Origin of the sequence: Streptomyces thermovulgaris (assembly GCF_002155915.1) — a bacterium.
Taxonomy (GTDB): domain Bacteria; phylum Actinomycetota; class Actinomycetes; order Streptomycetales; family Streptomycetaceae; genus Streptomyces; species Streptomyces thermovulgaris.
Genome location: NZ_MUME01000034.1, coordinates 36,873 through 62,275 on the forward strand (window position 1 = coordinate 36,873; position 25,403 = coordinate 62,275).

The window sequence follows — 25,403 nt, forward strand, 5'->3', positions numbered from 1 at the left end:
CGTGCGGTGGGGCGGGAGCATGGAGAGGCCGTACCGTGCGCGTACGGCCGGGGACTGGGGAGAGGCATGCCCGAACTGCCCGAGGTCGAAGTCGTACGGCGCGGTCTGGAGCGGTGGGTCGCCCACCGCCGCGTCGCCGATGCCGAGGTGCTGCATCCGCGCGCAATACGCCGTCATCCGGCGGGCGCGGAGGACTTCACGCACCGGCTGAAGGGCCGCCGCGTCGGCCTGCCCGGCCGCCGCGGCAAGTATCTGTGGCTCCCCCTGGAGGACGGCGGCCAGGTGATCCTGGCCCACCTCGGCATGAGCGGGCAGCTGCTCGTCCAGCCGCTCGAGGCCCCCGCCGAGAAGCACCTGCGCATCCGCATCCGCTTCGACGACGGGCTGGGCACCGAGCTCCGCTTCGTCGACCAGCGCACCTTCGGCGGTCTGTCGCTGCACGACACCACCCCCGACGGGCTGCCCGACGTCATCGCGCACATCGCCCGCGACCCCCTCGATCCGCTGTTCGACGACGAGGCCTTCCACCAGGCGCTGCGCCGCAAGCGGACCACCATCAAACGGGCCCTGCTCGACCAGTCGCTGATCAGCGGCGTCGGCAACATCTACGCGGACGAGGCGCTGTGGCGGGCCCGCATCCACTACGAACGGCCCACCGCCGGCTTCACCCGCCCGCGCACCGCCGAACTCCTCGGCCACATCAGGGACGTGATGCGCGAGGCCCTCGCCGCGGGCGGCACCAGCTTCGACAGCCTCTACGTCAACGTCAACGGCGAGTCCGGCTACTTCGACCGCTCCCTGGACGCCTACGGCCGCGAGGGCCTGCCCTGCCGCCGCTGCGCCACCCCGCTGCGCCGCCGCCCCTGGATGAACCGCTCCAGCTACTACTGCCCGAAGTGCCAGCGGCCCCCGCGCCCGGCGGCGTGACCTCCGGGGCGGCACCGCCCCGGAGGTCACGCCGTGCCGTCAGTGGCCGAAAAAGTGAAGGACCGGGTCTCCGACCTGCGGCCGTGCAATCGATCAACGCTGCGACCTGCGACTTGGCTGTCGCTGGTTGTCAGCGTTGGTTGCCGTTGGGCGCCCTCGCACGGCCCGTAGATGACCCGGGACTGTGCCGGAGCTGACTGCGTTCACCAGCGTGGATCAAGGTGATCCGGTTCCCAGGTCACCAATCGCGGGTTGCGATCAGCGTCTCTATGTCAGCGCCCTGGAATCCGTAGGTGCTGGATGCGGGGGAGAGCAGCAAGGCCCTCGGTGAGTACCGGGGCCACCACGACCCCGGCTTCACGCCTTCACGTCGCGGACGTACACGCGCCGGGCCGGATCCGGGCCGCGGCGGATCAGCGTCCTCGCGGACGAGGAACCGACGGTGGGCGGCCCGGACCCGGCCCAGGAGGGCGTGCAGCCGTCCTGGCCTGTGGTCGTCTCAGTAGCCGAAGTTCTGCGTCCACCACGGTCCGCCGGGGCCGAAGTGCACGCCGACGCCCAGGGTCTTGAAGTCGCAGTTCAGTATGTTGGCCCGGTGGCCGGGGCTGTTCATCCAGGCCTCCATCACCGCCGCCGCGTCGGCCTGGCCGCGGGCTATGTTCTCGCCGCCGAGGTTGGTGATGCCGGCCTTCGCCGCCCGGTCCCACGGCGAGGCGCCGCTGGGGTCGGTGTGGTCGAAGAAGCCGCCCTCGGCCATGGCCCTGCTGAAGTCCCCGGCGAGGTCGGCCAGCGCACTGCTCGCCGCCAGGGGGGAGCAGCCCACCTTGGCCCGCTCCTCGTTGACGAGCCTGAGCACCTCGGCCTCCGCGGCGGCCTCCTTGGAGAGTCCCGCCGCCGGGGCCTCTGCCTTGTCCGGTGCCTTGGTGGCGGGGGCGGCGGGCGACGGGGTCTTCGGCCTGGCCGGTGCGGCCGGGGCCGTGGTCTTCTGCTCCTTGGCCGGTGCCTCGGTGGGCGTGGCCGACGGCGAGGCCTTCCCCGGCGCGGTGGTGGGGGCCGACGACGGGGCGGACGGCGTGGGCGAGCCGGGCCGGTTCGCGTCGCGGCTCGTGGAGGAGCCGCCGGCCCGGCTGTCCGGGGCGGTGGCGTCGCCGGACGTGCCGCCCTGCGGGCTCTCGGTGCTCGTCGGCGAGTCCGCGGCCTGCACCCTGTCGGCGCCGCTGGTCCTGTCGCCGCCCAGCTTGTAGTTCTCCAGGCCCGGCACGGCTCCGGTGGCCACCGCCACCGTGCCGAGGGCGACCGCGGCCGAGACGCCGAGCAGCCCTGTGCGGACCGGTGTCGCGGGCTTCTTCTTCCGGCGGTGACCACGTCTGCGCGGTCCCTCCGAGGGGCTGAAGCCCTCGGCCGGGAAGGACACGGTGTCGGCGGCACGGGGCAGGCCGTCGTCCGTCGCGTAGAGGTACTCCTCGGCCTTGGTGCGGGCGTCGGCGTACAGGTCCGGGTTCAGATAGGGCGCGGTGCCCCAGTGGTCGTCGTGGCCCTGCGGGCGGGCGTCCCACGAGTCGCGGCCCTGCGCATAAGAGCCGTACGTCTCCGTGACCTCCGTGGCGCGCCCCGTGGCGGCGCGGTCGGCGTCCGAGCGTCGGTGGCGTCCCATGTCCTGGCCTTCCTCATCTCTGGTGGTCGACACGCGACCTGAGCCGTTGCGGTCAACCCGACTCACTCGATCGAGTGAGTTTCATATGAGATTCATTGGGTCGGGACGGTACCGCATGGCGTGAGGGGAGGAAGTGCCCCCAGGGACATTGGGCGGTTAAGTTGCGGGCATGAGCGAGGATGTGCGACTGGTCGCGTGGGTGCGCGGACATGTCCAGGGAGTGGGTTTCCGCTGGTTCACCAGGGCCAAGGCCCTGGAGATCGGCGGGCTGAGTGGTTTTGCTCTCAATCTGGACGACGGGCGGGTACAAGTGGTCGCCGAAGGCAACCAAGAGGGCTGCCAGAAGCTCCTCGACTGGCTGCGCGGCGGCGACACGCCCGGGCGCGTGGACGGTGTCACCGAGATCTGGGACACACCGCGCGGCGGCTACGACGGTTTCATGATCCGCTGACGGTGTGATGCCCCGCGGGGCCCGCGGACGGGGCGAAAACTGCCGCCGGCATCCGCTCGAAGGGAAAACGAGCAGGTGATTGCCGAGAAACCCCGTTCCGGGGGTTGCGCGGCACGAAATGATCACTGCACCCGGAAGGGCTCACGGGATTCCCGGCGCCGTCCTCGTCCGGCCGCACGCCCCCCGTATGTCCGTCGATACGGGCCGTGATCGTGTTGACCGTCAAACTTTTTGGTGAGACGCTGAAAGCCCGAGCACCTGAGCTGTTTGGCATGGATGAACGGCAGCACAAACTCAACAGTGCCAAGCACCACGGGTGCGAACCCCTCACGACCCACACCGCTTCGGTCGGTCACTCATTGTGGAGGACCATCCATCATGGCAAAGGCGCTTCTCGGTTACGTCGGCGGCTCCGACCCTCGACTCCTCGCCGAGATGCGACGGCTTCAGCAGCGCGTCCAGGACCTGGAATCCGAGCTGGTACGGATTCAGGCGGAGAACGACGCGCTGGCGGCTGCCGCTTCTCACAACAGGGTCATGGAGCGCGCCGACGCACACCAGGCGGAGCCTGCGCTCACCTGAGCACTGCATCGCAGATGACGCAGTGATCGGGCTGCACGTGTCAACCGCTCGGTTGCTCAGAGTTGCAAGGGACGCCTTCGGCGTCCCTTCCTTCTTCGCCCCGCCCTTTGCCCCGTCATTTCCTGCACCGAGCATCCTTTCACCGTCTTGACCTTTGGTCTGCCCTGCGCATTCCCAGGTGAAACCGCACGGCTGCGAGGGTTCGTGGAGTGGGCCGAAGGTGCCGGGTAAAGTCCGAAATCGTGCACCTCAAGACCCTGACCCTCCGCGGGTTCAAGTCGTTCGCCTCGACGACCACGCTCCGGTTCGAGCCGGGGATCACGTGCGTCGTCGGCCCGAACGGCTCGGGCAAGTCCAATGTCGTGGACGCGCTCAGCTGGGTCATGGGCGAACAGGGCGCCAAGTCGCTGCGCGGCGGCAAGATGGAGGACGTCATCTTCGCCGGCACCACCGGGCGCCCCCCGCTCGGCCGCGCCGAGGTCTCGCTGACCATCGACAACTCCGACGGCGCGCTGCCCATCGACTACACCGAGGTCACCATCACGCGGACGATGTTCCGCAACGGCGGCAGCGAGTACCAGATCAACGGCAACACCTGCCGGCTGCTCGACATCCAGGAGCTGCTGTCCGACTCCGGCATCGGCCGCGAGATGCACGTCATCGTCGGCCAGGGCCAGCTCGACTCCGTCCTGCACGCCGACCCCATGGGCCGCCGCGCCTTCATCGAGGAGGCCGCGGGCGTCCTCAAGCACCGCAAGCGCAAGGAGAAGGCGCTCAGAAAACTGGACGCGATGCAGGCCAACCTCGCACGCGTGCAGGACCTCACCGACGAACTGCGCCGCCAGCTCAAGCCACTGGGCCGCCAGGCGGCGGTCGCCCGCCGGGCGGCGGTCATCCAGGCCGACCTCCGCGACGCCCGTCTGCGCCTGCTGGCCGACGACCTCGTACGCCTCCGGGAGGACCTGAAGGCCGAGATCGCCGACGAGACGGCCCTGAGGGAGCGCAAGGAGGCCGCCGAGCAGGAGCTGAGGAAGGCCCTGCAGCGCGAGGCCCTGCTGGAGGACGAGGTGCGCCGGCTCGCCCCGCGCCTGCAGCGCGCCCAGCAGACCTGGTACGAGCTGTCCCAGCTCGCCGAACGCGTGCGCGGCACGATCTCGCTCGCCGACGCGCGTGTGAAGAGCGCCACCTCCGCGCCGCCCGAGGAACGGCGCGGACGCGACCCGGAGGACCTGGAGCGCGAGGCCGCCCGCATCCGTGAGCAGGAGGCCGAGCTCGAGGCGGCCCTCGAGGCGGCCCGGCGGGCGCTGGAGGACACCGTCGCCCACCGTGCCGAGCTGGAACGCCAACTCGCCGTCGAGGAGCGCCGTCTGAAGGACGCGGCGCGTGCCATCGCCGACCGCCGCGAGAGCCTGGCCCGGCTCAACGGCCAGGTGAACGCGGCCCGTTCGCGCGCCGCCTCCGCCCAGGCCGAGATCGACCGGCTGACCGCGGCCAGGGACGAGGCCCGGGAGCGGGCCGCCCGCGCCCAGGAGGAGTACGAGGCCCTCAAGGCCGAGGTCGACGGCCTCGACGCCGACGACGAGGAGCTCGCCGCCCGCCACGAGGAGGCCAGGGCGGCCCTCGCCGAGGCGGAGGCCGCTCTCACGGCCGCCCGTGAGGCGGTCACGGCGGCGGAACGCGAACGGGCGGCGACCCAGGCCCGGCACGACGCCCTGGCCACCGGGCTGCGCCGCAAGGACGGCACCGGCGCCCTGCTCGACGCGAGGGACCGTCTCACCGGCCTTCTGGGCCCCGTCGCCGAACTCCTGACGGTCGCCCCCGGCTACGAGATCCCCCTGGCCACCGCCTTCGGCGCCGCCGCCGACGCCCTCGCGGTCGCCTCCCCCTCCGCGGCCGTGGAGGCCCTGCGCCTTTTGCGCAAACAGGACGCGGGCCGCGCGGCCCTGCTGCTCGCGGACGACCGGGCCGACGCCCCGGCCGGCCCCGCGCCGGACGGGACGGACCGGGCGGACACGGGGTCTCCTGCCGTGCCCTCCGTGAACGGCCACCCCTTCGCCGCCGATCTCGTCAGCGGCCCCGCCGGGCTGATGCCCGCCGTGCGCCGGCTGCTGCGGGGGATCGTCGTCGTCGGGACGCTGGAGGACGCCGAGGACCTGGTCCGGGCACGGCCCGATCTCACGGCCGTGACCGCGGAAGGGGATCTGCTCGGGGCGCACTTCGCGCAGGGCGGGTCCGCCGGGGCGCCCAGTCTGCTGGAGGTGCAGGCCGCCGTGGACGAGGCCGCCGCCGAGCTCGAGGAGCTCGCCGTGCGCTGCGAGGAGCTGGCCGAGGCACAGCGGCGGGCCGAGGAACGGCGCAAGGAGTGCGCCGCCGCCGTCGAGGAGCTGGGAGAGCGGCGACGGGCCGCCGACCGGGAGAAGTCCGCCGTCGCGCAGCAGCTGGGCCGGCTCGCCGGGCAGGCGCGCGCCGCCGCCGGGGAGGCCGAGCGGTCGGCGATCGCCGCCGACCGCGCCCAGGAGGCCCTCGACAAGGCGCTCCAGGAGGTCGAGGAACTCACCGAACGGCTCGCCGCCGCCGAGGAGATGCCGATCGAGGAGGAGCCCGACACCTCCGTGCGGGACCGGCTCGCCGCCGACGGCGCCAACGCCCGCCAGACCGAGATGGAGGCCCGCCTCCAGGTCCGTACGCACGAGGAACGGGTCAAGGCGCTGGCCGGGCGGGCCGACTCCCTGGACCGTGCCGCCCGCGCCGAACGCGAGGCACGCGCGCGTGCCGAGCAGCGGCGCGCCCGGCTGCGTCACGAGGCGGCCGTCGCCGGAGCGGTCGCCTCCGGCGCCCGGCAGCTGCTCGCCCATGTCGAGGTCTCCCTGGCCCGCGCCGAGCAGGAGCGCGCCGCCGCCGAGGCCGCCAAGGCCCGGTGCGAGCAGCAGCTGGCCGCCGCCCGTGCCGAGGGACGCGAGCTCAAGGCCGAGCTCGACAAGCTGACGGACTCCGTCCACCGCGGCGAGGTGCTCGGCGCCGAGAAGCGGCTGCGCATCGAGCAGCTGGAGGCCAAGGCGCTGGAGGAGTTCGGCATCGAGCCGGAGGGGCTGGTGGAGGAGTACGGACCGCACCGGCTCGTGCCGCCCTCGCCGCCCGCCGAGGGCGAGCAGCTGCCGGAGGACCCGGAGCACCCGCGCAACCGGCCGAGGCCCTTCGTCCGCGCCGAGCAGGAGAAGCGGCTGAAGGCCGCCGAGCGCGCCTACCAGCGGCTCGGCAAGGTCAACCCGCTGGCCCTGGAGGAGTACGCCGCCCTGGAGGAACGCCACAAGTTCCTCAGCGAGCAGCTCGAGGACCTCAAGAAGACCCGGGCCGATCTGCTCAAGGTCGTCAAGGAGGTCGACGAGCGCGTCGAGCAGGTCTTCACCGAGGCCTACCGGGACACCGCCCGCGAGTTCGAGGGCGTCTTCAGCCGGCTCTTCCCGGGGGGCGAGGGACGGCTCGTCCTGACCGATCCCGACAACATGCTGACCACGGGCGTCGACGTCGAGGCCCGTCCGCCGGGCAAGAAGGTCAAGCGGCTGTCCCTGCTCTCCGGCGGCGAGCGGTCGCTGACGGCCGTCGCACTGCTCGTGTCGATCTTCAAGGCCCGTCCGAGCCCGTTCTACGTCATGGACGAGGTCGAGGCGGCCCTGGACGACACCAACCTCCAGAGGCTGATCCGGATCATGCAGGAGCTGCAGGAGACCTCGCAGCTCATCGTGATCACGCACCAGAAACGCACCATGGAGGTGGCGGACGCGCTCTACGGCGTCTCCATGCAGGGCGACGGCGTGTCGAAGGTCGTCAGCCAGCGGCTGCGTTAGGGGTCGTCAGCCGGCGGCTGCGTCGGGTCCTGTCCTCCGGATCCTGCCGCCTTCACTTCCCGTGCCGGGGGCCCTCAGCCCCCCGTGCCCTGGGCCCGCGTGCCTCCATGACTTCAAGGCAGCCGACCCTTGTATACCGGCTGACTACAACACGTGAACGAATGGCTCCCCAGAAGAGCGAAGAACTTCGTTATCACTGCGATATTGACTTCGACTCTTGAACGCATAGTCTCTGCAACGTTGTTTTTACCTTCAGTTCTCGTCCGGAGAGCTGAGCCCTGCCGGCAGCGCTGCCGGCGTGCCCGAGGAGTCATACGTGATCATCACAGAGCAAGCCCCCAGGCCAGGAGCCGATACGGCCCATCCCGAACACCTCGGGCACGTCGTCTTCATCGCGGCGTCGGCCGCCATGGGCGGTTTCCTCTTCGGGTACGACAGCGCCGTGATCAACGGTGCCGTCGAGGCCATCCGTGACCGCTACGCCGTCGGATCCGCGGAGCTGGCCCAGGTCATCGCCATCGCCCTGATCGGCTGCGCCGTCGGCGCCGCGACCACGGGCCGCATAGCCGACCGCATCGGCCGCATCCGGTGCATGCAGATCGCCGCGCTCCTGTTCGCCGTCAGCTCCATCGGCTCGGCCCTGCCCTTCGCCCTGTGGGACCTCGCCCTCTGGCGTGTCATCGGCGGCTTCGCCATCGGCATGGCCTCGGTCATCGGCCCCGCCTACATCGCCGAGGTCGCCCCGCCCGCCTACCGCGGCCGCCTCGGCTCCTTCCAGCAGGCCGCGATCGTCGTCGGCATCGCCGCCTCCCAGCTGGTCAACTGGGGTCTGCTGCACGCCGCCGACGGCGACCAGCGCGGCACACTGATGGGCCTGGAGGCCTGGCAGGTCATGCTGGGTGTGATGGTCGTCCCGGCCGTGCTGTACGGACTGCTCTCCTTCGCCATCCCCGAGTCCCCGCGCTTCCTGCTCTCCGTCGGCCGCCGCGACCGCGCCCGCGCGATCCTCGCCGAGGTCGAGGGCAAGGACGTCGACCTCGACGCCCGGGTGGCCGAGATCGAGCAGGCCATGAAGAGCGAGCACAAGTCCTCCTTCAAGGACCTGCTCGGCGGCAGCTTCCTGTTCAAGCGGATCGTCTGGATCGGTATCGGCCTGTCCGTCTTCCAGCAGTTCGTCGGCATCAACGTCGCGTTCTACTACTCCACGACGCTGTGGCAGTCGGTCGGCATCAACCCGACGGACTCGTTCCTCTACTCGTTCACGACGTCGATCATCAACATCGTCGGCACCGTGATCGCGATGATCTTCGTGGACCGCATCGGCCGCAGGCCGCTCGCGCTCATCGGTTCGGCCGGCATGGCCGTCAGCCTGGCCCTGGAGGCCTGGGCGTTCTCGCACCCGCTGGTCGACGACAGGCTGCCGGCCACCCAGGGTCTGGTCGCCCTGGTCGCCGCCCACTCCTTCGTCCTCTTCTTCGCCCTGTCCTGGGGCGTGGTCGTCTGGGTCCTGCTCGGCGAGATGTTCCCGAACCGGATCCGCGCCGCCGCCCTGGGCGTGGCCGCCTCCGCCCAGTGGATCGCCAACTGGGCCATCACCGTGACCTTCCCGTCGCTGGCCGACTGGAACCTCTCCGGCACCTACGTGATCTACACGTTCTTCGCTGCGCTCTCCATCCCGTTCGTCCTGAAGTTCGTCAAGGAGACGAAGGGCAAGACGCTGGAGGAGATGGGCTAGTCCCCACAGACTCGAGGAGAAGGGCTTCCAGTCCCCGCCGCCCCTCTCCTCGACCCGTTCGCCGCCCCGTCCGGACCGCCGTCCGGGCGGGGCGGCGGTTTGTGCGGGGCCCCGCATCCGGGCCGGCAGGACCCGGCGGTGAGGGAAACGGAGAGAAGGAGAAGGGAGAAGAGGGAGAGGAGGGAGAGGAGGGGAGGGGCGCTTCCGTGCGGATCTCCGTCGCCCGAGGAAGGACGCACGGGACCTGCGCGCAAAAGGGCTGCGGGCGCGGCTCGTCCCACTCTCTTTTGATCCGACTTATATATGTCCGCGCCGTTTGTTCCTTCGGGGAAGGCGCAAACCCCTCAGGCCGGAAACCATGGCTGATACTGGCAGGGTTATGGAAACCATCATCCTTGCTGTAGTCATCGCCGTGGTGGTGCTCGGCGCGCTCGGCGGGCTCATCGTCGCCGGCAGGCGAAAGAAGCCGCTGCCCCCGCCGCCGCCCTCGCCTCCCGACATCACCGCCCCTCCGGCCGAGCCACATGTGGGCGAGGAGGCCGAGACGCCGCGCGAAGAGCCGCGGCGGACGATCGAGGAGGTGGACCTGCCCGACGGGTCGCCCCCCGTCGCCGTCGAGGAGCCGCCCGTCGAGGAGCTTCCGGCTCCCGCGATCGAGGTTCCGGAGCCCACCGCCGGCCGTCTGGTACGGCTGCGCGCCCGTCTCGCCCGGTCGCAGAACGCCCTGGGCAGGGGCCTGCTCACGCTGCTGTCCCGTGAGCATCTCGACGAGGAGACCTGGGAGGAGATCGAGGACACCCTGCTGACCGCCGACGTCGGCGTGCAGCCCACCCAGGAGCTGGTCGAGCGGCTGCGCGAGCGCGTCCGCGTGCTCGGCACCCGCACCCCCGCCGAGCTGCGCGGGCTGCTGCGCGAGGAGCTGCTCACGCTGATCGGCCCCGACATGGACCGCACCGTGAAGACCGAGCCGGCCGAGAGCAAGCCCGGCATCGTGATGGTCGTCGGCGTCAACGGCACCGGCAAGACCACGACGACCGGCAAGCTCGCCCGTGTCCTGGTCGCCGACGGCCGCAGTGTCGTCCTCGGCGCCGCGGACACCTTCCGTGCGGCCGCCGCCGACCAGCTGCAGACCTGGGGCGAGCGGGTCGGCGCCCACACCGTGCGCGGCCCGGAGGGCGGCGACCCCGCCTCCGTCGCCTTCGACGCGGTGAAGGAGGGCAAGGAGATGGGCGCCGACGTGGTGCTCATCGACACCGCCGGCCGTCTGCACACCAAGACCGGCCTCATGGACGAGCTCGGCAAGGTCAAGCGCGTCGTGGAGAAGCACGCCCCGCTCGACGAGGTCCTGCTCGTCCTCGACGCGACCACCGGCCAGAACGGTCTGATCCAGGCCCGTGTCTTCGCCGAGGTCGTCGACATCACCGGCATCGTCCTCACCAAGCTGGACGGCACCGCCAAGGGCGGCATCGTGGTCGCCGTCCAGCGCGAGCTGGGCGTACCGGTCAAGCTGGTCGGTCTCGGCGAGGGCCCGGACGACCTGGCCCCCTTCGAGCCGGAGGCCTTCGTCGACGCCCTCATCGGCGACTGACCGCCCGCCGGCCCTTCAACGGCGAACGCCCGCCCCGGTGGACCCGGGACGGGCGTTCGCCGTCGACGGGCCCGTCTCCCGGGGCGCGCTTCCCGGGTGCCCGAAGCGGCGGCGGGGCCGGGCCCTCTCCCTCGCTCACCGGGCTCACGGCCGCCGCGCTGCACCACCCCTCGGGCGGCGGTCGCGAGGCGGCTGCTGCCGCACGGCCGTGACCGTACGGATCGTGAAGAGGGCCGTGAAGAGGGCGAGGAGGAACGCGCGGACCACGCGAAGAGAGCCGTACGGACCGCGCGAAGAGAGCCGGGAGCCCCCGGACGGCAGCCGTCCGCCCCGCGTCACGCCCGGGAGCGGTGGGCCACGTAGGCCAGGGTGCCCAGGAGGAGGCGGGCCTCGGGAAGGGCGGCGCAGTCCGGGGAGGGCGGACGGAGCCAGCGGACCGGACCCCGGCCGCCCCGGTCGGAGGGCGGGGCCGTGAGGTAGGTGCCCGGACCGAGGCCGCGCAGATCGAGCGAGGCGGGGTCGTCCCAGCCCAGGCGGTAGAGGAGGGACGGCAGCTCGGCGGCGGCCCCGGGGGCGACGAAGAAGTGCGCGCGGCCCTCCGGGCTGACGGTCACCGGGCCGACGGGGAGGCCCAGGCGCTCCAGCCGGGCCAGGGCACGGCGTCCGGCCGACTCGGCCACCTCGATGGCGTCGAAGGCACGCCCGACCGCCAGCATCACCGAGGCTCCGGGCATCTCCGTCCACGCCCGGGTCACCTCGTCGAGCGTGGCGCCGGCCGGGATCCCGGGCGCGCACTCCAGGGGATGGGCGCCCGGTGCCGGACAGTTCGTGCGTCCGCAGGAGCACGCGCCGCCGACGGCCCGCGCGCCCCGCACCACGTCCCAGCCCCACAGGCCGGTGTACTCGGCCACCGCCGTGCACTCCGACGAGCGGGACGAGCGGTACGACCGGCCGCGTCGCCGCGCGCCGGAACGGATCTCGCGCATGCCGCCGATCGTGAAACCCATGCCCCCTCCAACGATTTCGCCGCCCCGATGGTTACGAGGCGGCCGCGGATCGTGACTCTCCGTCTTCGCTTCCTCCCCCGGTGCGGCCGGGTCCCGCGGCGTCCGGAGGCGTTCCGCGTGGTGCGCCCCGCGGCGCGCGCCCTCGCGTGCACCGCTCCACCCGCGGCCGTCCTGCGTCAAGTGAAGCGCGTCGCGCTCGGCGGGAGTTCATTCGAAGGGGTGGCGAATGGTGGCGTTTCATGGACCCCCATGGCTGTACGAGTGATCGTGGGATTACTGTAAGTGCGCGAGTCCTGGGGCACATGCACATACGGGTATGCCGGAGGCAAGCCCGGCAGTTCGGGCGAAGAGTTGAGAACCGGCGGACGGACAGCCGTATTGACGGGCATTCTGATAGGGCTTGGCGCACTCAGCGACGAGTGGTCTCAGGGATGGGGGCTTTCCAGTGAGCGGCAGCAACGGCGGCGGCGGGACGGGCGTGGCGAGCGTGGACAAGCGCCCGAACGAGCTGCTCGCCTCATGGTTCGTGCGCAGTGGCTGGTCCAAGGGAGAACTCGCCCGGCAGGTCAACCGCCGTGCCCGTCAGCTGGGCGCCCACCACGTCTCCACCGACACCTCGCGTGTCAGGCGCTGGCTGGACGGCGAGAACCCGCGCGAGCCGATCCCGAGGATCCTCTCGGAACTGTTCTCCGAGCGCTTCGGCTGCGTCGTCTCCGTGGAGGACCTCGGCCTGCGCACCGCCCGCCAGGCACCCTCCGCGACCGGCGTCGACCTGCCCTGGACGGGCCCGCAGACCGTGGCCCTGCTCAGCGAGTTCTCGCGCAGCGACTTAATGCTGGCGCGGCGCGGCTTCCTCGGGACCTCGCTGGCGCTGTCCGCGGGGCCCTCCCTCATCGAGCCGCTGCAGCGCTGGCTCGTGCCCTCGCCTCCCGCCCCCCAGCGGGAGCCCGAACCGCAGACGCAGAGCTCTTCCCGCCGCTTCGGCCGGCTCTCCCGGCCCGAGCTGGAGCTGCTGGAGACCACCACCAAGATGTTCCGGAAGTGGGACGCCCAGTGCGGCGGCGGTCTGCGCCGCAAGGCCGTCGTCGGCCAGCTGCACGAGGTGACGGACCTCCTCCAGGAACCCCAGCCCGAGGCCACCACCCGCAGGCTCTTCAAGGTCGCCGCTGAGCTGTCCCAGCTGGCCGGCTGGATGAGCTACGACGTGGGCCTGCACCCCACCGCGCAGAAGTACTTCGTCCTGGCTCTGCACGCCGCCAAGGAGGCCGGTGACAAGCCCCTCGGCTCGTACGTCCTGTCCAGCATGAGCCGCCAGATGATCCACCTCGGCCGCCCCGAGGACGCCCTGGAGCTCATCCACCTCGCCCAGTACGGCAGCCGGGACTGCGCGAGCCCGCGCACCCAGGCCATGCTGTACGCGCTGGAGGCCCGGGCCTACGCCAACATGGGCCAGCCCGGCAGATGCAAGCGCGCGGTGCGCATGGCCGAGGACACCTTCGCCGACGCCGAGGACTGGGACGAGCCCGACCCCGACTGGATCCGCTTCTTCTCCGAGGCCGAGCTGCACGCCGAGAACTCCCACTCCTACCGCGACCTGGCCTATGTCGCCGGCCGCAGCCCCACCTACGCCTCCCTGGCCGAGCCGCTGATGCGGAAGGCCGTGGACCTGTTCGCCAAGGACCGGGAGCACCAGCGGTCGTACGCGCTCAACCTCATCGGCATGGCCACGGTGCACCTGCTCCAGCGCGAGCCCGAGCAGAGCACCCAGTACGTCACCCGCGCCATGAAAGTGGCCAAGAAAGTGCGCTCCGAGCGCGTGAACACCCGTATCCGGAAGACCGTCGACAACGCCGTACGCGACTACGGGGACTGCGGGGAGATCATGGACCTCACCGAGCAGCTCGCCGCCGAGCTGCCCGAGACCCTCGAGGCCGTCTGAGCCCGCACCGTTCCGCGTCGTCCCGCCTCTGAGCCCCGGCCGCGGCCGGCCTTCCCGAACTGCCCGACTCGGCTCCCCCATGCCAGGTCATCGGAAGGCCGCCGCGGCCGGTTTCACAACTGATTCACCGACGCGTAACACACCGGGCGCCTTCGTCACGCCGGTGAAACACCGAGGAGCGGCCGCCGAAACCGTGCTGCGCGAGTCTCGTGGCGCAAAACCGCTCGGCCCGCCCCCTCACACCGACGAGGAGACGCGATGGCATCAGCCGCCGTCATGCTGGCGGCGGACGCGCCCAGGCTGTCGTCCGCCAACACCGGCTTCATGCTCATCTGTTCCGCCCTGGTGATGCTGATGACCCCGGGTCTGGCCTTCTTCTACGGAGGCATGGTCCGTGTCAAGAGCACACTCAACATGCTGATGATGAGCTTCATCAGCCTCGGCATCGTCACCGTTCTCTGGGTGCTCTACGGCTTCTCGATGGCCTTCGGCACCGACCACGGCTCGCTCATCGGCTGGACCTCCGACTTCGTCGGTTTCAGCGGGATCGGCAAGACGGACCTCTGGCCCGACACCACCATCCCGGTCTTCGTCTTCGCCGTCTTCCAGCTGATGTTCGCGGTCCTCACCCCCGCCCTGATCAGCGGCGCCCTGGCCGACCGGGTGAAGTTCACCGCCTGGACGCTGTTCTTGGTGCTGTGGGCCACGGTCGTCTACTTCCCGGTCGCCCACTGGGTCTGGGGTGCCGGCGGCTGGGCCTACGAGCTCGGCGTGATCGACTTCGCCGGCGGCACCGCGGTCCACATCAACGCCGGAGCCGCGGCCCTCGCCGTCGTCCTTGTGATCGGCAAGCGCGTCGGCTTCAACAAGGACCCGATGCGTCCGCACAGCCTGCCGCTGGTCATGCTCGGCGCGGCCCTGCTGTGGTTCGGCTGGTTCGGCTTCAACGCCGGATCCTGGCTCGGCAACGACGACGGCGTCGGCGCGCTGATGTTCGTCAACACCCAGATCGCCACCGCCGCCGCCGTGCTCGCCTGGCTCGCCTACGAGAAGATCCGCCACGGTGCGTGCACCACGCTGGGCGCCGCCTCCGGCGCGGTCGCCGGTCTGGTCGCGATCACCCCGGCCGGCGGTGCGGTCACCCCGCTCGGCGCGATCGCGGTCGGCGCCGTCGCCGGTGTGCTGTGCGCCATGGCGGTCGGCCTGAAGTACCGGCTCGGCTACGACGACTCCCTCGACGTGGTCGGCGTCCACATGGTCGGCGGCATCATCGGCTCCGTGCTGGTCGGCTTCTTCGCCAGCGGCACGGGACAGTCCGACGTCAAGGGCCTGTTCTACGGCGGCGGCCTGGACCAGCTGTGGAAGCAGTGCGTCGGCGTGATCGGGGTCCTCGCCTACTCCCTGGTCGTCTCCGCGGCCCTCGCCTTCCTCCTGGACCGGACCATCGGCATGCGGGTCTCCGAGGACGAGGAGATCTCCGGCATCGACCGGTCCCAGCACGCCGAGACCGCCTACGACTTCACCGGCGCGGGCGGCGGGGTCGTCACCGCCGTCACCAGCCCGGTCCGACCCGCCGCACAGGGCGGGCCCGCCCTGCCGAGCGGAGCCGCCACGGAGAGCAAGAAGGTGGACGCATGAAACTCATCACCGCCGTCGTCAAGCCCCACCGTTTCGACGAGATCAAGGAAGCCCTGCAGGCATTCGGCGTCCACGGCCTCACCGTCACCGAGGCGAGCGGCTACGGCCGGCAGCGCGGCCACACCGAGGTCTACCGGGGCGCGGAGTACACCGTCGACCTGGTGCCCAAGATCCGTATCGAGGTACTGGCCGAGGACGACGACGCCGAACAGCTGATCGAGGTCATCGTCAAGGCGGCCCGCACGGGCAAGATCGGCGACGGCAAGGTCTGGTCCGTGCCGGTCGAGACAGCGGTCCGTGTCCGGACCGGAGAGCGTGGCCCGGACGCGCTCTGAACAGCACGAGGACGGGAGTCGCCGGGTGAAGAGGACAGACGTGCGAAGCCAGGCGGAGAAACCGGACCCCGGTGGCTACGCGGCGGCCCTCGCCGCACTGACCGACGAGTGGCTGGCCGGGCTGTTCGACAGAGCGGCCAAGGGGCGGGGCGTCGCCCTCGTCGCCGTCGGCGGCTACGGGCGCGGCGAGCTGTCCCCCCGCAGCGACCTGGACCTGCTCCTGCTGCACGACAACGGGGACGCCGAGGAGATCGCCACCCTCGCCGACCGCCTCTGGTACCCCGTGTGGGACCTCGGCCTCACCCTCGACCACTCGGTCCGCACCCCCGCCGAGGCCCGCAGGGCGGCAGGGGAGGACCTCAGGGTCCAGCTCGGCCTGCTGGACGCCCGGCACCTCGCCGGCGACCGCGGCCTGACGGCCGCACTGCGCACCACGGTCCTCGCCGACTGGCGCAACCAGGCGCCGAAACGGCTCCCCGAACTCCAGGACCTGTGCGCCGAACGCGCACGGCGGTACGGCGAACTGCAGTACCTTCTCGAACCCGACCTGAAGGAGGCCCGCGGCGGTCTGCGGGACGCCACCGTGCTGCGCGCCGTCGCCGCCTCCTGGCTGGCCGACCCCCCGCGCGCGGGCCTCGCCGACGCCCGCCGCCGGCTGCTCGACGTACGCGACGCCCTGCACCTCACCACGGGCCGCGCCACCGACCGGCTCGCCCTGGAGGACCAGGACCAGGTCGCCGCCGCGCTGGGCCTGCTCGACGCCGACGCCCTCCTGCGCCAGGTGTACGAGGCGGCCCGCGTCCTGTCCTACGCCGGCGACCTCACCTGGCGGGACGTACGGCGTGTGCTCAAGGCCCGGGCCGCACGGCCCAGGCTGCGCGCCCTGCTGGGCGGCGGAAAGCCCCCCGCGGAGCGGTCCCCGCTCGCCGAAGGGGTGGTGGAGCAGGACGGCGAGGTGGGCCTCGCCCTCACGGCACGCCCCGAACGCGACCCCGTGCTTCTCCTGCGTGCCGCGGCCGCTGCCGCACAGGCCGGGCTCCCGCTCTCCCCGCACGCCGTACGGCACCTCGCCGCCACCGCGCGCCCCCTGCCCACGCCATGGCCCGCCGAGGCCCGCGAACAGTTCGTCACCCTGCTCGGCTCCGGCCGTCCCGCCGTCCAGATCTGGACGGCCCTGGAGGCGGAGGGCCTGATCACCCGGCTGCTGCCCGACTGGGAACGGGTGCGCTGCCGCCCGCAGCGCAACGCCGTCCACCGCTGGACGGTCGACCGCCATCTGATCGAGACGGCCGTGCACGCCTCCGCGCTCACCCGCCGTGTCGACCGCCCCGACCTGCTCCTGGTCGCCGCCCTGCTGCACGACATCGGCAAGGGATGGCCCGGCGACCACTGCGTGACCGGCGGGACCATCGCCAGGGACGTGGCCCTGCGCATCGGCTTCGACCAGGCCGACGCGGCCGTGCTCGCCGACCTGGTGCGCCACCACCTGCTGCTCGTCAAGACCGCCACCCGGCGCGACCTGGACGACCCGGCCACCGTCCGCGCGGTCGCCGAGGCGGTCGGCACCCGCGGCACGCTGGAGCTGCTGCACGCCCTGACCGAGGCGGACGCCCTGGCCACCGGCCCGGCCGCATGGTCCTCCTGGCGCGGCTTTCTGGTCTCCGAACTGGTGAGGCGGGTCTCGGCCGTCCTCACCGGGGACGCCCCCGAGGAGCCCGGGCCCGCCGCACCCACCGCCGAGCAGGAGCGGCTGGCCGTCGAGGCCTTCCGCACGGGCGGTCCGGCGCTGGCCCTGCACGCACGGCCCGAGCCGCCCGCCGGGGAGCACCCGGGGACGGACGCGGAGGGATCCTCGCAGGAGCCCGAGCCCCTCGGCGTCGAGCTGCTGATCGCCGTCCCCGACCAGCCGGGCGTCCTGCCCGCCGTCGCCGGAGTGCTGGCCGTCCACCGGCTCACCGTCCGCACGGCCGGGCTGCGCGCCCTGGAACTGCCGGACGAGGTCGGCGACGGCTCCGTACTGCTGCTGGACTGGCGGGTCGCCGCCGAGTACGGCTCCCCGCCCCCGGCGGACCGGCTGCGCGCCGACCTCGCCCGGGCCCTGGACGGCTCCCTGGACATCGCCACCCGCCTCGCCGAGCGGGACGCGGCCCACCGCTGGCGCCGCGGGGCCGGGGCGCCACCGCCCCGGGTCACGGTCGCCCCGGCCGCCTCCCGGCACGCCACCGTGATCGAGGTCCGGGCGCAGGACGCACCGGGGCTGCTGTTCCGGATCGGCCGGGCGCTGGAGAAGGCGGGAGCGCGGGTGCGGAGCATGCACGTCAGCACGCTGGGAGCGAACGCGGTCGACGCCTTCTACGTCACGACGGACACGGGGGAGCCGCTGCCGGAGCCGGACGCGACGTCGATGGCACGGATGCTGGAGGAGGCGCTGCGGGCGTGACACCCGCCGCTCCGCGTCCCCCGGCCAGGGCGTGCCTTTCGCCGGCGCGGGGGTGATCCGGCCGCGCCGGGCCGGCCGGACGGCGTGTCCCGCCGCTTCCCGCAGCTGCGGGAGGGTGTCCTCGCCCACTGGGCCCAACGGGCGGGGACGGTTCACTTGCGGAGCCGGATACCCTGGAGGGCAGCCGAGAACGCCCCCGAATCCCGAGGACCGACGCCATCGTGTTCGACACTCTCTCCGACCGCTTGTCAGCCACTTTCAAGTCCCTGCGGGGCAAGGGCAGGCTGTCCGAGGCGGACATCGACGCCACGGCCCGGGAGATCCGCATCGCGCTCCTCGAGGCCGATGTGGCGCTTCCCGTCGTCCGGGCCTTCATCAAGAGGGTCAAGGAAAGGGCGCTCGGCGCCGAGGTCTCCCGCGCGCTGAACCCGGCACAGCAGTTCATCAAGATCGTCAACGATGAACTCGTCGAGATCCTGGGCGGCGAGACCCGTCGTCTCCGCTTCGCCAAGCAGCCCCCCACCGTGATCATGCTCGCCGGCCTCCAGGGTGCCGGTAAGACCACCCTCGCGGGCAAGCTCGGCAAGTGGCTCAAGGATCAGGGGCACTCCCCGGTGCTGGTCGCCGCCGACCTCCAGCGCCCGAACGCCGTCAACCAGCTCAGCATCGTCGCCGAGCGGGCCGGCGTCGCCGTCTACGCACCCGAGCCGGGCAACGGTGTGGGCGACCCGGTCAAGGTCGCCAAGGACTCCATCGACTTCGCGAAGAACAAGCTCCACGACATCGTGATCGTGGACACCGCCGGCCGTCTCGGCGTCGACGCCGAGATGATGCAGCAGGCCGCGGACATCAGGGACGCGATCCAGCCCGACGAGATCCTGTTCGTCGTCGACGCCATGATCGGTCAGGACGCCGTCAACACCGCGGAGGCGTTCCGCGACGGCGTCGGCTTCGACGGCGTGGTGCTCTCCAAGCTCGACGGCGACGCCCGCGGTGGTGCGGCCCTGTCGATCCGCCAGGTCACCGGCAAGCCGATCATGTTCGCGTCGAACGGCGAGAAGCTCGAGGACTTCGACGCGTTCCACCCGGACCGGATGGCCTCCCGCATCCTCGACATGGGTGACCTGCTCACCCTGATCGAGCAGGCGGAGAAGACGTTCAGCAGGGAAGAGGCCGAGAGGATGGCCTCCAAGCTGGCGTCCAAGAAGGGGCAGGACTTCACCCTGGACGACTTCCTGGCCCAGATGGAGCAGGTCAGGAAGATGGGGTCGATCTCCAAGCTCCTCGGCATGCTGCCCGGCATGGCCCAGATCAAGGACCAGATCAACAACATCGACGAGCGCGACGTCGACCGCACCGCCGCGATCATCAAGTCGATGACACCGGCCGAACGCCAGGACCCGACGATCATCAACGGCTCCCGCCGCGCCCGTATCGCCAAGGGCGCCGGTGTCGAGGTGAGCGCCGTCAAGAACCTGGTCGAGCGCTTCTTCGAGGCCCGCAAGATGATGTCCCGCATGGCCCAGGGCGGCGGCTTCCCCGGCATGCCGGGGATCCCGGGCATGGGCGGCGGCCCCGGCCGGGCGAGGAAGCAGCAGAAGAAGGCCAAGGGCAGGCAGCGCTCCGGCAACCCGATGAAGCGCAAGCAGCAGGAGCAGGAGGCGGCGGCCCGCCGCGCCGCGGCCCAGGGCGGCGGCGCCTTCGGGCTGCCGCAGCAGGGCGGTCAGGGCTTCGAGCTCCCGGAGGAGTTCAAGAAGTTCATGAGCTGAACCCCGCACGGCAGCGGTGCGGCATCGAGGGCGTCCTTCCGCGAGGGGACGCCCTCGGCGCATGTGCGGGGGCCGCCGGGGAGGCGCCGGGGGAGAGCGCCGGAGGCCGGTGCCTGCCGGAGCGCGGGGACGCGGCCGTCCGGGAAGGAATGTCCTGGCCGGGAAAGGACGCGAAGACACCCGACCGCCTTGCGGGCGCCCGAGATCCAGGGCATCCGCGCTCCGGGGCCCCGGGATTCAGGGCGCCCGTGCCTCAGGGCGTCCGGGCGATCAGGTAGCGGAAGACGTTCGGCATCCACACCGTGCCGTCGGGCCGCTGGTGGGGGTGCAGGGCCTCCGCCAGCTCCTTGTCGACCTGGTCGCGGTCGGTCGCGGCGATCGCCGCGTCGAACAGCCCCGTGGAGAGCAGACCGCGCACCGCGCTGTCGAGGTCGGCGTAGCCGAAGGGGCAGGAGATCCGGCCGGAGCCGTCCGGCCGCAGTCCGACACGACGGGCCGCCTCCTCGAGGTCGTCGCGCCGGGCGGGGCGCCGGCCGCCCGGGCCGCGCGACGGGTCGGGCGGCCTGCCGGCCGCCCGCAGGACGGCCGAGGTGGCGCAGCGCTCCGGCGGCCCCCAGCCGGTCAGCACCACGGGTGCTCCCCGCGCGGCCAGCGGTGTCGCCGCGGTGAGCAGACCGACCAGTTCCTCCAGGTCCCCGGTGAGGCAGCCGATCGGCTCGAAGGCGGTCACCAGGGTGTAGGGCGCACGGTCGTCGGCGGCGTCCTGCGGTGTCCCGTCGACGATCCGGACGGCCGGAGCGCGGGAGGGGGCCGCGGAGGCCGTACGCGCGCGGGTGTCCCACGGCTTCGGCAGCAGCCGCTGCCGGGCGAGGGCGAGCCGTTCCGGGCAGGAGGAGTCGACCCCGGTGACCGTCGCGCCCCTGGACACCGCCAGGAGCAGGGCCAGCCCGGAGCCGCAGCCGAGGGCCAGCATCCGTGTGCCGGCGCCCACCTCCAGCCGCTCGTAGACCGCCTCGTAGAGCGGGACCAGCATCCGTTCCTGGATCTCGGACCAGTCACGCGCGCGTGCACGTGGGTCCACGGGGGGTGCCGTTCCTGCGTGCCGTGCGTGCTGCCGCGCGAGCGTAGGTGTCATGGATAAGCGCCCCAATCCGCCGAGAGTTGCCGCTGTGCCCGATGTCCGTGGCCCCCGTGCAGTGCGCCCCCGCATCCTCGTAAGCCAGGTAACTGCGAGCCTTCCCTCGCGTCCAGGGGGCGTGTGCTCCCGGTTGGCGCCAAAGGCGCCCCGCTCGGAACCTCATGATTCGGCAATCCGGGCGCGGGCCGGCGTGTCCGGAAGTCGACGGTCCGGTCGGATCCGTGACATGGGGCCGGTGGCGTACGCGGTAACGTCGCAAGGGCCGCGGACGCTGACCGAAGCGAGGCCCTCGGGGCCGGGAAGCGACCGAAACGCCTCTTGCGCGTGGCGCGATCCTTCAGTGCCGGCGTGCGCGACACGCGTACGCGCCGGCGCGTGCTCCCCTTTGCGCACCACCTTGGGAGGAGGTGCGAGACTTCTCCGCAGATCAGCGCACCCGCCCTCGTCAGGATGCATCAGTGGCAACTGACGGGTACGTGCAAATTATTTGGGATGCCCCGGAATAGGAACACAACGACACCTCGACTCGTTCTCCTTACGTGAGCACGACACCACCTGTTCTCGCCGCAGAGCTGGCACAGGCGTGGGCCGACATTCAGCGGTTCCACCCCGAGCTGCCAGATCTTGCCGCGCCTGAGTCCCTGATCGGGGAGTCGTCGTCCGCATGCGGACGCGAACTCTCCTTCGAGCGACTGCTGCACGAGGCAGTCCATGGCATCGCCGCCGCGCGCGGTGTGCGCGACACCTCCCGCGCCGGCCGCTATCACAACCGCAGGTTCCTCGCGATCGCCGAGGAACTGGGCCTGGACCATCCCGAGGAGCCGCACCCGAGCAGCGGTTTCTCCCTGGTCCGGCTCAGCCCCGAGGCGAAGCGGCGGTACCGACCGACGATCGAGCGCCTCCAGCGGGCGCTGAAGGCGCACATGGCGGCCACGTCCGCCGACACCAGCCGCACCTTCCGCGGCCCGGCCGCCCGCCACGGCTCCTCCGGCGGCGGCGTCCGGGTCAAGGCGGTGTGCGACTGCGGGCGCAACGTCCGGGTCGTCCCCTCGGTCCTGGCCCAGGCCCCGATCGTGTGCGGCGGCTGCGGCCAGCCGTTCAGGATCCCGGAACCCGTGGGAGCGACGGCGGGCTAGGAACGCGGCTGCTCGTGGCAGCCGCGCTCCGTGACCGACAGGCAGGCGCGCCCCGCGGGGTGCGAGCCGCGGACAGTCGTGCCTCTCCCGGGCCTCTCGGGCAGGGGTCCGGGGCGGCACGGGCGGGCGCGGCGGCACCCCGCGGGCGCGGGCCGACACACCCATCCGCGGCACCCGGACCCCCGGGTGCCGCCCGAGCCTGCCCGGGTGCGGTTCGCCCCGCCCTCCTCCGAAGGAGCCCCGCCGGGTATGGCACAATGGCTAGCTGTACTCGACAGCCGCCAGGATCCCTCTCTCCTCCGGCTGACGCGTCCACCGGGCACCTCGGACACCGCATCCCCACGCGGTGGCTTCGTCGTGCCCACCACGTCAATTCCAGGAGAACCCACTCCCGTGGCAGTCAAGATCAAGCTGAAGCGTCTGGGCAAGATCCGTTCGCCTCACTACCGCATCGTCGTCGCCGACTCCCGCACCCGTCGCGACGGCCGGGCGATCGAGGAGATCGGTCTGTACCACCCGGTGCAGAACCCCTCGCGCATCGAGGTCAACTCCGAGCGTGTGGCGTACTGGCTCTCCGTCGGCGCTCAGCCGACCGAGCCGGTGCTCGCCATCCTGAAGAAGACCGGTGACTGGCAGCGGTTCAAGGGCGAGCCCGCTCCCGCCCCGCTGCTGCAGCCGGAGGAGAAGGCCCCGCGCCCGTCGTTCGAGGCCCTCACCGGGGACGACGAGGCCAAGGGTGAGGCGATCACCCCGAAGAAGAAGGCTGAGAAGAAGGACGAGGCCGCTGCCGAGTCCGAGTCGACCGAGGCCTGAGCAACATGCTCGAAGAGGCGCTTGAGCACCTCGTGAAGGGCATCGTCGACAACCCTGACGATGTGCAGGTCGCCTCGCGCAACCTGCGCCGCGGACGCGTGCTCGAGGTCCGGGTCCACCCCGACGACCTCGGCAAGGTGATCGGCCGCAGCGGCCGTACCGCACGCGCCCTGCGCACCGTCATGGGCGCCCTCGGCGGGCGGGGCATCCGCGTCGACTTCCTCGACGTGGACCACGTCCGCTGACGCCCGTCGCAGACGGCTCGGACCGGTCCGGCGGACCGGTCGCGGGAAGGCGCCGGTTTCCTTTCGGCACGCATGAGCGGGGCCCGGCGCGTCCGGACGCACAGCGGAGGAGGGAGCCGGCGCGTACGGCGTCGGCGACCGGTGACCACGCGGGGACCGGGCGTGCCGGGCCCCGCGTGCGCGACAGGATCCGCCGGGACCGGCCCAGGGGCCGGGGAGGGCTGCTGGGCCGTCCCCGGCCCGTCGTGTCATGACAGGAGATTCTCGCAAGTGCAGCTGGTAGTCGCACGGATCGGCCGCGCCCACGGCATCAAGGGCGAGGTCACCGTGGAGGTGCGTACCGACGAGCCGGAGCTCAGGCTCGCCCCCGGCGCCGTCCTGGCCACCGATCCGGCGGACGCCGGACCGCTGACCGTGGAGTCGGGCCGCGTGCACAGCGGGCGCCTGCTTCTGCGCTTCAAGGGCGTGAACGACCGCAACGCCGCCGAGGCCCTCCGCAACACCCTCCTGATCGCCGAGGTCGACCCGGAGGAGCTTCCCGAGGGCGAGGACGAGTACTACGACCACCAGCTGATCGACCTCGACGTCGTCACCGAGGACGGCACGGAGGTCGGCCGGATCACCGAGATCTCCCACCTGCCCCACCAGGACCTGCTCATCGTCGAGCGCCCGGACGGCAGGGAGGTGATGATCCCCTTCGTCGAGGAGATCGTCACCGGGATCGACCTGACGGAGCAGCGGGCCGTCGTCGCCCCGCCGCCCGGCCTGCTCGACGACCGTGCCGAGGTGGTCTCGCCCAAGGACGACCGCGCATGAGGATCGACGTCGTCACGATCTTCCCCGAGTACCTCGAGCCGCTGAACGTCTCCCTCGTGGGCAAGGCACGCGCACGCGGACAGCTGAACGTGCACGTGCACGACCTGCGCGCCTGGACGTACGACCGGCACCACACGGTCGACGACACCCCCTACGGCGGCGGCCCCGGCATGGTGATGAAGACCGAGCCCTGGGGAGAGGCCCTCGACACCGTCCTCGCCGACGGCTACGAGGCCGGCGCCCACGCGCCCGTGCTCGTCGTCCCGACGCCCAGCGGCCGCCCCTTCACCCAGGAACTCGCCGTCGAGTTCTCCGCACACCCCTGGCTGATCTTCGCGCCCGCCCGCTACGAGGGCATCGACCGCCGGGTCGTGGACGAGTACGCCACCCGGATGCCCGTCCACGAGGTGTCCATCGGCGACTACGTCCTCGCCGGCGGGGAGGCGGCCGTCCTGGTCATCACCGAGGCCGTGGCCCGGCTGCTGCCCGGCGTCCTCGGCAACGCCGAGTCCCACCGCGACGACTCCTTCGCGCCCGGCACCATGGCCAACCTCCTGGAGGGGCCCGTCTACACCAAGCCGCCCGTCTGGCGCGGCCGCGGCGTCCCCGAGGTGCTGCTCAGCGGCCACCACGGGAGGATCGCCCGCTGGCGCCGCGACGAGGCCCTCAGACGGACGACGGCCAACCGGCCCGACCTGATCGAGCGCTGCGACCCCCGGGCCTTCGACAAGAAGGACCGGGAGACGCTGTCCCTCCTGGGCTGGGAGCCGGACCCCGACGGCGAGCCGTACGGCAGATTTTGGCGCAGGACCAAGGGCGTGGAAGAATAGCGCGATGTTGTGCGCCGTCCGGCGTGCGTCCCTGCCACAGGGGGATACGACGCCCGCTCCGACCCGCACAGCAGTGATCCCGAACCTCTAGTTCCCGTTGATGACCTGTGGCATCAGCGAAGAAAGCAGACGACATGTCTCACCTGCTCGACACCGTCGATGCCGCATCGCTCCGCACGGACATCCCGGACTTCCGCCCGGGTGACACCGTCAACGTCCACGTCCGCGTCATCGAGGGCAACCGCTCCCGTGTGCAGCAGTTCAAGGGCGTGGTGATCCGCCGCCAGGGCTCCGGCGTGCGCGAGACCTTCACCGTCCGCAAGGTCTCCTTCTCCGTCGGCGTCGAGCGCACCTTCCCGGTGCACACCCCGATCGTCGAGAAGATCGAGCTGGTCTCCAAGGGCGACGTGCGCCGCGCCAAGCTGTACTACCTGCGCGACCTGCGCGGCAAGGCCGCGAAGATCAGGGAGAAGCGCGAGAACTGAGCGCTTTCCGGGACACCGGTCGGGGCCGGA

General features: G+C 71.9%; 20 protein-coding genes. 17 read left to right on the plus strand and 3 right to left on the minus strand.

What is annotated here, in order from left to right:
• The first annotated feature begins 66 nt into the window (after positions 1–66).
• A complete protein-coding gene (mutM, locus tag CCN35_RS04080; RefSeq protein WP_067395701.1) occupies positions 67–927 on the plus strand; it encodes a bifunctional DNA-formamidopyrimidine glycosylase/DNA-(apurinic or apyrimidinic site) lyase in 861 nt (286 codons plus the stop codon).
• A gap of 499 nt (positions 928–1,426) precedes the next feature.
• On the opposite strand, the gene CCN35_RS04085 is transcribed toward mutM, so the two are convergent.
• A complete protein-coding gene (locus tag CCN35_RS04085; RefSeq protein ID WP_067395694.1) occupies positions 1,427–2,581 on the minus strand; it encodes a CAP domain-containing protein in 1,155 nt (384 codons plus the stop codon).
• A gap of 169 nt (positions 2,582–2,750) precedes the next feature.
• Between CCN35_RS04085 and CCN35_RS04090 the strand changes: the two genes are divergently transcribed.
• The 5 genes from CCN35_RS04090 (at position 2,751) to ftsY (ending at position 10,782) form a co-directional block, all read left to right on the plus strand.
• On the plus strand, positions 2,751–3,032 hold the full coding sequence (locus CCN35_RS04090) for an acylphosphatase (protein WP_086791536.1): 282 nt from the start codon (positions 2,751–2,753) through the stop codon (positions 3,030–3,032).
• Positions 3,033–3,410: 378 nt separating this feature from the next.
• On the plus strand, positions 3,411–3,614 hold the full coding sequence (locus CCN35_RS04095) for a hypothetical protein (protein WP_067395688.1): 204 nt from the start codon (positions 3,411–3,413) through the stop codon (positions 3,612–3,614).
• A gap of 242 nt (positions 3,615–3,856) precedes the next feature.
• Positions 3,857–7,459, plus strand: coding sequence for a chromosome segregation protein SMC (gene smc, locus CCN35_RS04100; protein WP_086791538.1), 3,603 nt, complete (start codon positions 3,857–3,859; stop codon positions 7,457–7,459).
• Positions 7,460–7,775: 316 nt separating this feature from the next.
• On the plus strand, positions 7,776–9,194 hold the full coding sequence (locus CCN35_RS04105) for a sugar porter family MFS transporter (protein WP_086791540.1): 1,419 nt from the start codon (positions 7,776–7,778) through the stop codon (positions 9,192–9,194).
• A 379-nt stretch (positions 9,195–9,573) separates the two neighbouring features.
• Entirely contained in the window at positions 9,574–10,782 is a 1,209-nt protein-coding gene (gene ftsY / locus CCN35_RS04110) for a signal recognition particle-docking protein FtsY (protein ID WP_067395681.1), read from the plus strand.
• 335 nt (positions 10,783–11,117) lie between these two features.
• Here ftsY and CCN35_RS04115 read toward each other — a convergent pair whose 3' ends face one another.
• A complete protein-coding gene (locus CCN35_RS04115) occupies positions 11,118–11,789 on the minus strand; it encodes a bifunctional DNA primase/polymerase (protein WP_067395678.1) in 672 nt (223 codons plus the stop codon).
• 445 nt (positions 11,790–12,234) lie between these two features.
• Between CCN35_RS04115 and nsdA the strand changes: the two genes are divergently transcribed.
• The 5 genes from nsdA (at position 12,235) to ffh (ending at position 19,910) form a co-directional block, all read left to right on the plus strand.
• Entirely contained in the window at positions 12,235–13,728 is a 1,494-nt protein-coding gene (nsdA, locus tag CCN35_RS04120) for a transcriptional repressor NsdA (RefSeq protein WP_067395675.1), read from the plus strand.
• A 258-nt stretch (positions 13,729–13,986) separates the two neighbouring features.
• A complete protein-coding gene (locus CCN35_RS04125; RefSeq protein ID WP_067395672.1) occupies positions 13,987–15,366 on the plus strand; it encodes an ammonium transporter in 1,380 nt (459 codons plus the stop codon).
• A complete protein-coding gene (locus tag CCN35_RS04130) occupies positions 15,363–15,701 on the plus strand; it encodes a P-II family nitrogen regulator (RefSeq protein WP_067395669.1) in 339 nt (112 codons plus the stop codon). Before CCN35_RS04125 ends, CCN35_RS04130 begins: the two co-directional genes overlap by 4 nt.
• Positions 15,702–15,726: 25 nt before the next feature.
• Positions 15,727–18,141, plus strand: a complete 2,415-nt coding sequence (locus tag CCN35_RS04135) for a [protein-PII] uridylyltransferase (protein WP_086791542.1) — start codon at positions 15,727–15,729, stop codon at positions 18,139–18,141.
• A 221-nt stretch (positions 18,142–18,362) separates the two neighbouring features.
• Positions 18,363–19,910, plus strand: coding sequence for a signal recognition particle protein (gene ffh / locus CCN35_RS04140; RefSeq protein ID WP_067395664.1), 1,548 nt, complete (start codon positions 18,363–18,365; stop codon positions 19,908–19,910).
• 253 nt (positions 19,911–20,163) lie between these two features.
• Here the strand turns inward: ffh and CCN35_RS04145 are convergent, their stop codons facing one another.
• The gene (locus tag CCN35_RS04145; RefSeq protein WP_086791544.1) at positions 20,164–21,045 is read right to left on the minus strand and encodes an SAM-dependent methyltransferase; all 882 of its coding nucleotides are present in this window, start codon (positions 21,043–21,045) and stop codon (positions 20,164–20,166) included.
• A gap of 542 nt (positions 21,046–21,587) precedes the next feature.
• On the opposite strand from CCN35_RS04145, the gene CCN35_RS04150 reads away from it, so the two are divergent.
• The 6 genes from CCN35_RS04150 to rplS all read left to right on the plus strand — a co-directional run bounded on the left by CCN35_RS04150 (position 21,588) and on the right by rplS (position 25,373).
• A complete protein-coding gene (locus CCN35_RS04150; RefSeq protein ID WP_067395657.1) occupies positions 21,588–22,184 on the plus strand; it encodes a hypothetical protein in 597 nt (198 codons plus the stop codon).
• 393 nt (positions 22,185–22,577) lie between these two features.
• Complete coding sequence (gene rpsP / locus CCN35_RS04155; RefSeq protein ID WP_067395654.1) at positions 22,578–22,997, plus strand: 30S ribosomal protein S16; 420 nt, start codon at positions 22,578–22,580, stop codon at positions 22,995–22,997.
• Positions 22,998–23,002: 5 nt separating this feature from the next.
• Entirely contained in the window at positions 23,003–23,242 is a 240-nt protein-coding gene (locus tag CCN35_RS04160) for an RNA-binding protein (protein ID WP_067395652.1), read from the plus strand.
• Between the two features lie 270 nt (positions 23,243–23,512).
• Positions 23,513–24,058: a ribosome maturation factor RimM gene (gene rimM / locus CCN35_RS04165; protein ID WP_086791545.1), complete on the plus strand. Its 546-nt coding sequence runs from the start codon at positions 23,513–23,515 to the stop codon at positions 24,056–24,058.
• Positions 24,055–24,888, plus strand: a complete 834-nt coding sequence (gene trmD, locus CCN35_RS04170; RefSeq protein WP_067395646.1) for a tRNA (guanosine(37)-N1)-methyltransferase TrmD — start codon at positions 24,055–24,057, stop codon at positions 24,886–24,888. The genes rimM and trmD overlap by 4 nt, the downstream gene beginning before the upstream one ends.
• A gap of 134 nt (positions 24,889–25,022) precedes the next feature.
• Entirely contained in the window at positions 25,023–25,373 is a 351-nt protein-coding gene (rplS, locus tag CCN35_RS04175) for a 50S ribosomal protein L19 (protein ID WP_067395643.1), read from the plus strand.
• The last annotated feature ends 30 nt before the right edge of the window (positions 25,374–25,403 follow it).

Excerpts from the sequence above, each read along its gene's own strand:
- CCN35_RS04085 (WP_067395694.1), bottom strand. The coding sequence starts at position 2,581 with ATGGGACGCCACCGACGCTCGGACGCCGACCGCGCCGCCACGGGGCGC.
- CCN35_RS04125 (WP_067395672.1), top strand. The coding sequence starts at position 13,987 with ATGGCATCAGCCGCCGTCATGCTGGCGGCGGACGCGCCCAGGCTGTCG.
- CCN35_RS04095 (WP_067395688.1), top strand. The coding sequence starts at position 3,411 with ATGGCAAAGGCGCTTCTCGGTTACGTCGGCGGCTCCGACCCTCGACTC.
- mutM (WP_067395701.1), top strand. The coding sequence starts at position 67 with ATGCCCGAACTGCCCGAGGTCGAAGTCGTACGGCGCGGTCTGGAGCGG.
- rplS (WP_067395643.1), top strand. The coding sequence starts at position 25,023 with ATGTCTCACCTGCTCGACACCGTCGATGCCGCATCGCTCCGCACGGAC.
- CCN35_RS04130 (WP_067395669.1), top strand. The coding sequence starts at position 15,363 with ATGAAACTCATCACCGCCGTCGTCAAGCCCCACCGTTTCGACGAGATC.
- CCN35_RS04115 (WP_067395678.1), bottom strand. The coding sequence starts at position 11,789 with ATGGGTTTCACGATCGGCGGCATGCGCGAGATCCGTTCCGGCGCGCGG.
- CCN35_RS04160 (WP_067395652.1), top strand. The coding sequence starts at position 23,003 with ATGCTCGAAGAGGCGCTTGAGCACCTCGTGAAGGGCATCGTCGACAAC.
- CCN35_RS04145 (WP_086791544.1), bottom strand. The coding sequence starts at position 21,045 with ATGACACCTACGCTCGCGCGGCAGCACGCACGGCACGCAGGAACGGCA.
- trmD (WP_067395646.1), top strand. The coding sequence starts at position 24,055 with ATGAGGATCGACGTCGTCACGATCTTCCCCGAGTACCTCGAGCCGCTG.
- ftsY (WP_067395681.1), top strand. The coding sequence starts at position 9,574 with ATGGAAACCATCATCCTTGCTGTAGTCATCGCCGTGGTGGTGCTCGGC.
- CCN35_RS04090 (WP_086791536.1), top strand. The coding sequence starts at position 2,751 with ATGAGCGAGGATGTGCGACTGGTCGCGTGGGTGCGCGGACATGTCCAG.